We start from the raw sequence: 11,310 nt of genomic DNA, 5'->3' as shown, positions 1-11,310 counted from the left end.
AAAATCGTGGCGTAGCTTGCCCGTCGGGAGGAGAATCGAGAGACAATGAAATATCGCAGATTGGGAAGAAGCGGACTTCAGGTGAGCGAGATCGCGCTTGGAAGCTGGCTCACCTATGACGACCCTAGGCAGGCCGCTTCTGTAGAGGCCGTTATTCATAAGGCATACGAACTGGGAATCAATTATTTCGACACGGCCAATATGTACGCCCGCGGCGAAGCGGAGCGAGTTATGGGACGGGCGCTTGCGAGATACGAGAGAGACTCTTATGTGCTCGGAACGAAGGTTTATTTTGATATGGGCGAAGGACCAAATCGTAAAGGTTTGTCGCGCAAACATATTATGGAGCAATGCGAAGCCAGCTTGAAGAGGCTTGGCGCCGATTATATCGATCTGTATTATTGCCATCGCTTCGACGAGAATACGCCGCTGGATGAAACGTTGAGGGCGATGGATGATCTGGTCACGCAAGGCAAAGTATTGTACGTCGGCGTAAGCGAATGGCGGGAATGGCAAATCGCTGAAGCAGCGGGAATAACGGAGCGACTGCACCTGGACCCGATTGTGGTGAACCAACCAGAGTATAATCTGTTCACCCGTCGCATCGAATCGGATATCGTGCCGATGTGCGAGAAGCACGGAATCGGGCAAGTCGTGTTTTCTCCGTTAGCCCACGGCGTGCTTAGCGGAAAATATCGCAAGGGAGTGGCGTTACCTCCAGGGTCGCGCGCGACCAATCCGGATCATAACCATTGGATAAAAAGCCAGGGGCTGCTTTCCGAGCATCGGGTAGACCAAATCGAGAGCTTAATCCAGGTAGCTGAGAGACTAGGCATCAGTTTGGTGCAGCTAGCGTTAGCATGGAACCTGCGGCTTCCGAACATTTCTAGCTGTATTATCGGCGCTACGAAACCGGAGCAAGTAGAGAAAAATGTCGCTGCTTCGGGCATCTCGCTTTCGGAGGATACGTTGTCCGAAATTGAAAACATATTAACGGAAGAAGACAGAGACTAAACATATGCTAATCGGAGGAATTGGGTGATGAATCATCGGATGACATATCGGGAAGACGGTACTTTTACCATTATTCAGTTCACTGATGTCCATTGGCAAGACGGGCTCGAGATCGATCGGCAAACGGAAAAAGTCATACGAGCGGTTCTTGATGCCGAAAGTCCGGATCTGGTCGTATTTACGGGCGATTTGATTTATCCGTCGGATACAACGGATCCCGTGGAGATGATGCGGCAAGCTGTCGAGCCGGTCGTAGAAAGAGGCATCCCATGGGCTTATGTTTGTGGCAACCATGATACGGAGAAAAATATTAGCCGGACAGAATTGATCGAGGCTATCATCGCGCAGCCTCATTCGATTACGCAGCGCGGACCGGAGCAGTTGTCCGGCGAAGGCAACTACGTCGTCGAGATCGGGGAAGCGGAAGGCGAATGCGAGGTCGCGCTCTACTTTCTAGATTCGGGCGATGTCTCTTCCGTGCCCTCTGTTAAGGGATACGACTGGATTAGGCGGGATCAAATCAACTGGTACGCGGAGCAGTCCCGGGAGCTTGCATCGAAAAACGGAGGCGCTCCTGTACCCGCGTTAGCCTTCTTCCACATTCCACTACCGGAATATGAGGAAATGTGGATGGAAAAAGGAGGTTACGGCAGCAAGCTGGAGAAGGTTTGCTGTCCCAAAATCAATTCGGGTATGTTCACTGCCATGGTGGAGCAGGGAGACGTGATGGGCACGTTCTGCGGGCATGACCACTTAAACGATTTTTGGGGTGAGTGGTACGGCATCCGATTATACTATGGCCGTGCCACCGGCTTGAATACGTATGGCCGGGAGGACTTCCCGCACGGAGCGCGGATTATTCGCTTGGAGCAAGGCGTCAGCGGATTTTCGACATGGCTGCGGCTGGTAACGGGAGAGAAGATCGGGCAACAGGAACAGAATCCTCGTTGAAGGAGTGAAATTATAATCATGAAGTATGTACTGGATGCCAGCCGCCATGGAAATGCGGAGTTGATCGAAGGGCATTTGAAAATGGGGGGAGAGAATCCGTCCGGGGTAAAAATAGATGCGAACAGCAGGTACCTCACCCGCGGCGGAAAGCCTTGGCTGCCGGTTATGGGGGAGTTTCATTTCTCTAGATGCCCTCATGGACAATGGGAGGAAGAACTGTTGAAGATGAAAGCAGGCGGCATCCAAATTGTCGCCACATACGTATTCTGGATTCATCACGAAGAAATAGAGGGACGTTTCGACTGGTCTGGCGACAAGGATCTGCGAACTTTCGTCAGGCTTTGCCAAAAACATGGCTTGGATGCCCTTGTCCGCATCGGGCCATGGGCTCACGGCGAATGCCGCAACGGAGGTTTCCCGGATTGGTTGTACGGGAGAGGCGCTTTGCGGACGAACGACGAGGACTATTTGTTATACGCCAGAAGATTGTACGAGGAAATCTCCAGGCAGGTCGATGGGCTCGCTTATCAAGACGGCGGTCCGATTATCGGCATACAGCTTGATAACGAGCTGACGGACAATGCAGAGCATTTGCGGACATTAAAGAGCATGGCGCTGGAATCGGGTATCCAAGCTCCTTTGTATACGATTACAGGCTGGGGAGGTCCCGGCGGGGCGCGCATTCCGAGAGATGAAGTGCTGCCGTTATTCGGAGGTTATCCCGATCATCCGTGGGAAAAACATACGAACCCGCTTCCGCCTGGACCGCATTATTTTTTCCATCCGATGCGCAACGATCCGAGCATCGGCAGCGATCTGTTTGGCGAAAAAGAGTCGGAGATTAGAGATTTGGATGATATCGATCGTTATCCCGACGGCTGCTGCGAACTTGGAGGCGGAGTGCAAATCACCTATCATAGGCGTCCCGTCATTGATTCCGACGATGTTGCCGCAATGGCGATGGTCAAAATCGCCAACGGCTGTAATCTGCTAGGTTATTACATGTATCACGGAGGCACTCAGCCCCTCGGGGAACGCTCGACGATGCAGGAGTCGGACGCCCGCGGTAATCAGCTGCCGGTGCGCAGCTACGATTTTCAAGCGCCGATCGGGGAGTTTGGCCGAATCAGGGACTCCTACAAAAGCTTGAAGCGCCTTCATCTGTTTATTCATGATTTCGGAGAGAAGCTTGCGCTTATGACTGCGGTTTATCCCGATATTCGACCTTACTCCGTCGAAGATACCAAGACGGTGCGCGTTGCGGCGCGAATGGATGGAGACAGCGGCTTCCTGTTCTTTAATAATTATCAAAGATTGACGGAAATGCCGGACAAAGAACACGTGCAGGTTGAATTGCGGCTGGCGAGTGAAACCTTGAACGTGCCTGCGGCTCCGTTTGCGCTCAAGCATGACGCTTATTTCTTCTGGCCGATCCAAATGGACATGGGCGGCGCCCGATTGAAGTATGCGACCGCTCAGCCGTTATGTACGCTTCGCGAAGATGATGTAACGCTGTACGTTTTCTTCGAGGTTGCAGGAGTGCGGCCGGAATTTTCATTCGATCCGGTGAGCATTGCGGATGTTGAACTCAAGGAGGGTGGAGTAGAACGCGAAGAAGGCGCGATTGCCGTTCGCGACCTGAGGCCGGGTCTTGGTTGCTTATTCACCGTCAGGACTGTTGAAGGCGAAGTGATAAAGGTGTTAACGGTCAACGAGCGGCAGTCGCTGCACATGTGGAAAGGCCAAGCGTTCGGACGCGATCGATTGATCGCATGCGAAGGAAACGTGACGTTTGAGGATGATGCTCTGCATATTAGCGGAACTGAAGCCGAACGGATGGCGTTTGCGGTTTATCCTCCCGTCGAGCGCGCCTTGGATCAAGGGGGTCTTTCGTTATTGGCCGAACAAGAGGGAATATTCCAAGCGTATAAGCCGGTCTTGCAATCCCGGGAAGTCGAAGTTACGTGGAAACCGACCCGGGATCCGTCATTACATGCAAGCTTCTTCGAGTATTTGTTCGAAGACGAAGGTCAAAAAGGAAATGCTCCGGAATGGGAGATTACGTTAGATCCCTCCGCCTTCGTCGAAGCGAACGATATTACGCTCATCATCGATTTTGTGGGAGACGTGGCGCAGGCCTATATTGCCGGACAATGCGTTGCGGATCAGTTCTACAGCGGCGTTCCTTGGATGATAGGCTTAAAGCGGTTCCGCGAGATTATGGCCAACGAACCAATCGTTCTGAAAATTTCCCCGCTATTAAAGAAAAGCAATATTTATATGCCTTCCAGACCGGAAGAGGATCACCAGGCGGAAATTAGGGATGTTCGCGCGGAAGCGGAGTATACGATCGTTGTGAACGCCTAGAAGTCCCGATGATTTGTAACCGCAAACGCGATCGTTGGCGACCAATATACGGAAATGCGAAATGAAGATAAACAGCCGCTTCCCCTGAGACTTTAATGTTTCTCAAGGTAGCCGCTGTTTATTTTCTTTGTTCCGAACTATTGCAACGACTCAACAAATTCGCGAATTCGGTTTTTAATGGAATCCCGCACTTCGCGAAATTTCGCTGTAATTTCCTCTTCCGTTCCGGCAGCTTTGGCTGGATCGTCGAAGCCCCAGTGCTGCTTTACGACATTGACATTAGAGACAACGGGGCAATGTTCGTCGGCATGTCCGCACAAAGTAATTACGTAATCGGCGCGGTTCAAAATGTCCGGATTAATGACATCCGAGGTATGAGCGGTAATATCTATACCGTCTTCTTGCATTGCGGCAACTGCTCGGGGATTAAGTCCGTGTGCTTCCAGGCCGGCGCTTTTGACTTCAAAACGATCTCCTCCGATAGCCTTCAAATAACCATCAGCGATTTGGCTGCGGCAGGAATTGCCTGTACATAGGAAGTAAACTAACCGTTTGGACGTCATAAGTAAAATCTCCTTTGGATTATATAAAATAGAGGAAGGACAACCATAGAAATAAACCAACCAGCGTGATGAACAGGGTGGGGAGCGTGAGGATCAGTCCTATCTTAAAATATTGTCCCCAGCCAATTCTAACGCCTTTCTGAGCTAACACATGCAGCCATAATAAGGTGGCGAGCGAGCCAATCGGCGTAATCTTGGGTCCCAAGTCCGAGCCGATTACATTGGCGTAAATCAATGCTTCACGGATTACGCCTTCGGTTGTCGTTCCCTGAATGGCAAGCGCGTCGATCATGACGGTTGGCAAATTGTTCATCACGGAGGAAAGAATCGCCGCGATAAAGCCGGTTCCTAATACGGCAATAAATAGTCCTTGTTCGGCAACCCACTGGAATAATCGGCCCAATTGATCGGTCAAGCCTACATTGCGCAAGCCATAAACAACGACATACATGCCAATCGAAAAAACGACAACGGACCACGGCGCGCCTTTGACCAGCTTCCACGTTTGCAAGGCATGGCTGCGTCTCGCTAATAGCAGGAAGATGACGGCCACTATTCCCACGATGGCAGAGACTGGCAAGCCTATGGATTCGCTAACCAGATACCCCGCCAAAAGTACGCCCAGCACCCACCAGGATAATCGAAACAAAGTCCGATCCTTTATGGCTTCCTTAGGTTCTTTTACTTTCTCGAGATCATAGCGGGAAGGGATATTTTTACGGAAATAAACGAACAACACAAGCAAGCTGGCAGCGATAGAAAACAAACCCGGCACGATCATAACACTGGCGTACTCCATAAAGGAGATCGAAAAGAAATCAGCGGATACAATATTAACCAGATTGCTGACAATTAGCGGCAAAGAGGCCGTATCCGCTATAAAACCGCTAGCGATAATAAAAGGCAGAACGAGCCGATCTTCGAATTTCAGCGCTCTAACCAAAGCCAGAACGATTGGCGTCAATATTAACGCCGCACCGTCGTTGGCGAAGAAGATCGCTACCGCAGCACCGAGCAGAATGACGTAGACGTACATGAGAACTCCATTCCCGCGTGCCAATCGCGCCATATGAAGGGCGGACCATTCGAAAAATCCGATTTCGTCCAGAACTAATGAAATCAGAATGATGGCGACAAAAGCGAGCGTGGCGTTCCAGACCATGCCGGTAACATCCCAAACGTCCTGCCAATCGACGACTCCGAATAGCAAAGCTGCAAGAGCGCCAGCGGATGCCGACCAGCCGATGCTCAGTCCTTTAGGCTGCCAGATAACGAAAATTAAAGTGACGATAAAAATCAAACACGCAAGTACCAGCATAGTGCCTCCCCATCAATCGCAAGTCGAGTTCGCACGGCCGACAAGCTTTTCTTTCATAGAGGGAAGCTGATCGATGACGGTCTGCAGATACGGTCTGGACTCCAGATTCAAGGAATAATAGATCCATTGGCTGCGCCTGGTTTCATGAACCAAACCGCCCAGCTTGAGCTTCCGCAGATGTTGACTGATATTAGGTTGACTTGTTTCCAACAGCTCCACGATATCGCAGACGCATAATTCCCGCTCCTTCAAGAGCGCGAGTATCGTTAATCTAGTTTTATCCGACAAAAGCTTAAGTACTTCCGACATTTCATCAATCGGGTCCATAACTGTGCCTCCTCCGTGTGAACTACACCAATTATATACGCAACTGATTATATAAGTAAATAACAATATAACTATATACTTATTCACATCATGAATAGCCCAAACGAGTCATATCTGCAAGCCTTCACCATTGTTACAATAGATAGATACTATTGTTTAGTTAGAGAGGTGTATACTTTGATTTCAGTCATACGCAAAGGCTGGTTTCAAGCCGTGCTGCTGGCAGGCGTAGTCGCGCTCGCCGTCTACGTAGTGGTACAAACCAATGCCGCGCCGCAGAGCAAGGCTGCCGTTGGCGATGCGGCTCCGTCCTTCCAATTGAATCAACTCGCCGGCGGTCAGCTTGCATTATCCGATTTTGAAGGTAAAGGCGTCGTGCTTAACTTCTGGGCGTCCTGGTGCAATCCATGCGTCAATGAACTGCCGCTTCTCAATGAAGCTTACAAGCTAGCCGGCATCGACATGATCGCGATTAATGTCGGGGAAGACGAGGAGACGGTGAAGAAGTTCGTCGACCGTTACGAGCTTGCGTTTCCGATCGCGATGGATCGCGAGCAGGATGTAAAGCGGCAATATCGCGTCGCAGGTCTTCCACTGACCGTAGTCATCGATGAGCAAGGAAAACTCATTAAACGTCACGAAGGCGAGTTGACGGATATGTCGGATATCTTCGCGCTGACGAGGGGGATTAGCGATGAAAAATAAATCAACCTTCAGAAAAGGTTGGGTCGGCATCAGTCTGACCCTCGTCCTGATAACACTGCTTGTAGTTCCTCTACCTTTTGCTCCGCCAAACGATATCCGAATGATTCTCGACCATACCCACGAAGTGTACATAGCTCCGCCATGCTTCGATGAAGCGGAGGCTACAAATTATTTGACGGAGACAACCTGGGATAAAGCCCAGGAAAAAGATTATGTTTCAAACTCCGACTGTACCACCCAACTTATGGAGCCGGTGAGTTATTCCCTGTTGAAACGAATAGGAGAGAAGCTGGGTTTGATGGAATCCGTTTGGTCATGGTAATTCCACGCGTGCGCAAGGAATCGCAGGTTTGTCACAAGACTGTCGATCTTAAGGGCGACATTGACTACAAAGGGCTATGTATGGGGATGGCCGTCATTGTTACAATTTGATTGGCTGTAAAGAAGTACTTGAATAGCCGCACAACTGGAGGGAAGCGAGGGAGGAGATTTGACCCCAACATGTAGGCTTGCGCTTCGATCCACCATCATGGGTTGGTTGGTAGTCGCCGTACTCAGCGGCGGGCAAGCATCTGCAGCAGCTACGGAAAGCGCCAGCGGCCATCCGTCAACCACGGCAAATCATACCGGATCGGTGGATGTCTCGGATGTCTCATCTGCGTCCATGACAACCGAATTGCAACCGATTCTGGATGAAGCCGAGCCTGGATCGACCATTGTTCTAAAGCCGGGTATCTACCTGGGACCGGCGGTGATCCGGAAACCGCTGGAGCTTCGTTCCGAGATTGCTGGAGAATCCATTCTGCTGAACGAAAGTGAAGAAAGCGCCTTAATTGTCGAAGCCGATGACGTCACCTTGGCTGGAATACGAATCCGCGACGAGGCGTTTAAGCCGCAAGCAACGATCGTCGTATCGGGAGACCGGGCTCGAATCGAGCAATTATGGATTGCTACGGGCGCAGACGGGATTGCCGTGAAGGATGCAGATAATGGTACGATCACAAGCACCGTGATTGATTGGACGCCGCGAGAGGTATCCATGGCTGCCAAGGGCAACGGCATCGACCTCTTTAATTCCCATCGTTGGCGGATTGACGGGAACACGGTCAGCGATGCTCATGACGGTATCTACATGGAGAAAAGCGATGATACGATCGTAACCGGCAACGTCGTCGAGCGTTCGCGTTACGGCATTCATTGCATGTATACCGCCCGAACGGTCATTCGCGGCAACGTCGGCAATGCCAATGTGACCGGCGCCATGGTGATGACGGCTACAGAGGTTGAGGTAAACGGCAATACATTCACGAAACAGAACGAAAATGTCCATTCGCAAGGCATACTGTTATTCGACGCGCATGATTCTGTATTCGAAGACAACAAAGTCGAAGGCAACCGGACAGGCTTCTACGTGGAGCAGTCTACGGGCAATGTCATCGTCGGCAATGAAGTGATCTACAATTTTGTCGGGATCCAGCTTCTCGATGCGGAACGCAATGTCGTCGAAGGGAACCTCTTCCAAGGGAATGTCGCGGATGCGCAGGCCCGCGGAAGCAGCAACAACGAGATTGCCGGGAACTATTGGGACGGCTTCAGCGGCATCGACACGGATGGGGACGGATATAGCGATACCGCTTATGCGATCAATCCCTTTTTTCAAGGCGTGACGCAGAAACGAGCGGCGTTCCAGCTTTTCTTCCAATCGCCGGGCATGGAGTTTCTCGAGGAGCTCTTCCAAAACAATCGGGATGATTGGTCAAGGGATGTCAAGCCCCTTTTGGCACCTCCGGGTTTTGACGGCGTTAATCCAAGTCATGGCAGTTCCAAGGCGACAGTCTATTTGAGCCTGCTGTTAACTATCGCGGTAATCGGTATGTTGTATATGAACAGGAGGAGAACGATATGAACAAAAAAATAAGTCTGCTCGCCCTCGCACTGGTGTTCGTGCTGACGCTAGCGGCTTGCGGCGGAGAGAAATACGAGGCGCAAGCCATTAACGAAGAGACGGATGTATGCGTCATCTGCAAGATGGCAATCAAGGATGATCAATTTGCGACGCAAATCATAACGAAGGACGGCCAGTCGCTCAAATTCGACGATATCGGCTGTCTAAACACTTGGAAGAAGGAAAACGGAACGGAAACGATCGGCGCTGCGTTTGTACGCGATTTCGACTCCAAGCAATGGCTGCGTTACGAGAAAGCCTATTATGCTTATGATCCTACTTTTCAAACACCGATGGCCTACGGCATCGTATCGTTCGAGAAGGAAGAGGATGCCAAGGCTTATATCGCTGAGCAAGGCAAAGGAACGCTGATGTCCGCAGATGATCTTGCCAGCCATTCCTGGGCGGTTAACCATGAAATGATGGAGATGCACGGTCACGATCATTCCGATGATCAAGGGCATGGCGAGTCTGATACTCACGGGCAAGAAGAGCATGGACATGTTGAGGAGAGCGGCACTCATGATGGCGGAGGACACGCTTCGTGAATCTTCTGAGGCATGTTGCGGCAAGAGAATTGAAGATCGGATTTCGTAATCCATGGGCCTATTCGTTTATGGCCCTTTTTACGCTATTCATGTTCAGCCTGCTCTTGATCAATCTGCAAGGTTATGTAAGCGGCTATTCCGGCGTGAGCGGCACGATGCTGAATCTGGCTATTTACCTGTTGCCTTTGATGGCACTGATGTTAGGTTCCTTCTCGCTTACCGGCGACAAGGAGGAGGGCAACTGGGAGCTTCTGTCCACTTACGCGCTGGGGACGGGAGCGTACCTGCTCGGCAAATATATCGGGCTTGCCATCGTGCTTCTCACGATTGTTGCCGCAGGCTTCGGATTATCGGGGCTCGCCGGCTCCATGTTTGGCGGAGGATTCGACTTGGCTACTTATGGGCGATTGCTGATTTTCGCTGCGCTATTATCCTTATTTTTCCTAGCCATAGCGCTGTTGATCGGCACGCTTTCAAAAAATCGCTGGCAGGCGCTTACAGTGGCCGTCGGTGTCTGGTTTTTCGCCATTATTGCCTGGCCGTCGCTGCTGATCGCCGTACTCGGCATGTTGCCCTATCTCTGGATTAAGCCGGCAGTAACCGCGCTCGTCTTTCTTAATCCGGCGGAATTGACCCGATTGTTCACCGTGGTGAAGTTAGGCGGAGGCTCTACGTTGGGTCCCGAATATTATAAGTGGGTGAAGTGGGTCTTGCAGCCTTGGGGAACTTCGGCGTTTGCCGGCATCGCGTTACTCTGGATCAGTATTATATTCACCGTTTCCTATGTGCTGTGGGAGAGGAGGCGCGGTCGTGGCTGAAGAGCTGGTAAGGTTCAACTCCGTTCACAAAGCCTATAAAAACAAAACCGTCATCGAAGCTATGAACTTAAACATTGGACGTGGAAGCGCGGTAGCCTTATGCGGCGGCAACGGAGCCGGCAAAAGCACGCTGCTTCGCATGCTGGCCGGCATCATGCTGCCGACAAGCGGATCCATTACGGTTGACGGCATCCTCTGGAAGGAGAATCGGAAAGCCTACGCCGAGAAGATCGGCTATATGCCGGATGATTATCGCTTCAGCGCAGGGCTAACGGCGATGGAGACGATGACGTTCTGGGCCAAGCTGAGAGGTCTGGGCAAGGATCGGGCAGCCGAGGTGCTTACGCTCGTCGGGTTATCCGATACGGGCAAAAAACCGGTCACTTCCTTCTCGAAGGGAATGCGTCAACGGGTATTGTTCGGTCAAGCTCTGCTCTCCAAGCCGCCGCTCATCCTCATGGACGAACCGACGAACGGACTGGATCCTTATTGGATGGAAACGTTCGTAAGTCTGGTCCGGGGGGCTGCCGCGAGTGGAAGCACCGTGTTATTCTCGACGCATCAACTGCACATAGCCGAGACGTTAGCCGATCGAATCGTGTTCCTCAAGGATGGGGTCATCGTACTGGACGGTAATAAGGCCGACATTCGGAGCGCTTACGGAAGCGATGGCTTGCACAAGGTGTTCGGCGAACTGTTCGGTTTGGCGGGGGCGGGGAAACACGGCCAGTGAGAAAACCTCCACTCGAAGAGC

General features: G+C 51.4%; 12 protein-coding genes. 9 read left to right on the top strand and 3 right to left on the bottom strand.

Annotated elements, in window-relative coordinates:
• Positions 1 to 45 precede the first annotated feature (45 nt).
• Genes B1748_RS14420 through B1748_RS14410 form a run of 3 tightly spaced genes read left to right on the top strand, consistent with a single transcriptional unit; the run spans position 46 to position 4,332 of the window.
• The gene (locus B1748_RS14420) at positions 46 to 1,014 is read left to right on the top strand and encodes an aldo/keto reductase family protein (RefSeq protein WP_087568617.1); all 969 of its coding nucleotides are present in this window, start codon (positions 46 to 48) and stop codon (positions 1,012 to 1,014) included.
• A 27-nt stretch (positions 1,015 to 1,041) separates the two neighbouring features.
• Positions 1,042 to 1,965, top strand: coding sequence for a metallophosphoesterase family protein (locus tag B1748_RS14415; protein ID WP_087568616.1), 924 nt, complete (start codon positions 1,042 to 1,044; stop codon positions 1,963 to 1,965).
• An 18-nt stretch (positions 1,966 to 1,983) separates the two neighbouring features.
• Positions 1,984 to 4,332, top strand: a complete 2,349-nt coding sequence (locus B1748_RS14410) for a beta-galactosidase (protein WP_087568615.1) — start codon at positions 1,984 to 1,986, stop codon at positions 4,330 to 4,332.
• Between the two features lie 137 nt (positions 4,333 to 4,469).
• Here the strand turns inward: B1748_RS14410 and arsC are convergent, their stop codons facing one another.
• From arsC to B1748_RS14395, 3 genes are read right to left on the bottom strand one after another with little or no spacing between them, the layout of a single operon-like run.
• A complete protein-coding gene (gene arsC, locus B1748_RS14405) occupies positions 4,470 to 4,895 on the bottom strand; it encodes an arsenate reductase (thioredoxin) (protein WP_087568614.1) in 426 nt (141 codons plus the stop codon).
• A gap of 19 nt (positions 4,896 to 4,914) precedes the next feature.
• Entirely contained in the window at positions 4,915 to 6,213 is a 1,299-nt protein-coding gene (locus B1748_RS14400; RefSeq protein ID WP_087568613.1) for an arsenic transporter, read from the bottom strand.
• A 12-nt stretch (positions 6,214 to 6,225) separates the two neighbouring features.
• Positions 6,226 to 6,540, bottom strand: coding sequence for an ArsR/SmtB family transcription factor (locus B1748_RS14395; RefSeq protein ID WP_087568612.1), 315 nt, complete (start codon positions 6,538 to 6,540; stop codon positions 6,226 to 6,228).
• Positions 6,541 to 6,717: 177 nt separating this feature from the next.
• Between B1748_RS14395 and B1748_RS14390 the strand changes: the two genes are divergently transcribed.
• The 6 genes from B1748_RS14390 to B1748_RS14365 all read left to right on the top strand — a co-directional run bounded on the left by B1748_RS14390 (position 6,718) and on the right by B1748_RS14365 (position 11,289).
• On the top strand, positions 6,718 to 7,245 hold the full coding sequence (locus tag B1748_RS14390; protein WP_256975667.1) for a redoxin domain-containing protein: 528 nt from the start codon (positions 6,718 to 6,720) through the stop codon (positions 7,243 to 7,245).
• A complete protein-coding gene (locus tag B1748_RS14385) occupies positions 7,235 to 7,567 on the top strand; it encodes a hypothetical protein (protein WP_087568610.1) in 333 nt (110 codons plus the stop codon). Before B1748_RS14390 ends, B1748_RS14385 begins: the two co-directional genes overlap by 11 nt.
• 168 nt (positions 7,568 to 7,735) lie before the next feature.
• Positions 7,736 to 9,151, top strand: coding sequence for a right-handed parallel beta-helix repeat-containing protein (locus B1748_RS14380; protein WP_256975666.1), 1,416 nt, complete (start codon positions 7,736 to 7,738; stop codon positions 9,149 to 9,151).
• Positions 9,148 to 9,738 (top strand): nitrous oxide reductase accessory protein NosL, encoded by a 591-nt coding sequence (locus B1748_RS14375; protein ID WP_087568609.1) that lies wholly within the window; start codon positions 9,148 to 9,150, stop codon positions 9,736 to 9,738. The genes B1748_RS14380 and B1748_RS14375 overlap by 4 nt, the downstream gene beginning before the upstream one ends.
• Positions 9,735 to 10,556, top strand: a complete 822-nt coding sequence (locus tag B1748_RS14370; RefSeq protein WP_087568608.1) for an ABC transporter permease — start codon at positions 9,735 to 9,737, stop codon at positions 10,554 to 10,556. The genes B1748_RS14375 and B1748_RS14370 overlap by 4 nt, the downstream gene beginning before the upstream one ends.
• Complete coding sequence (locus B1748_RS14365) at positions 10,549 to 11,289, top strand: ABC transporter ATP-binding protein (RefSeq protein WP_087568607.1); 741 nt, start codon at positions 10,549 to 10,551, stop codon at positions 11,287 to 11,289. The genes B1748_RS14370 and B1748_RS14365 overlap by 8 nt, the downstream gene beginning before the upstream one ends.
• Positions 11,290 to 11,310: the final 21 nt, after the last annotated feature.

This window comes from Paenibacillus sp. MY03 (assembly GCF_002165585.1).
In the GTDB taxonomy this organism is placed as follows: domain Bacteria; phylum Bacillota; class Bacilli; order Paenibacillales; family Paenibacillaceae; genus Pristimantibacillus; species Pristimantibacillus agaridevorans.
The sequence above is the reverse complement of the archived record's forward strand: the minus strand, read 5'-3'. Positions and strand labels throughout refer to the sequence as shown.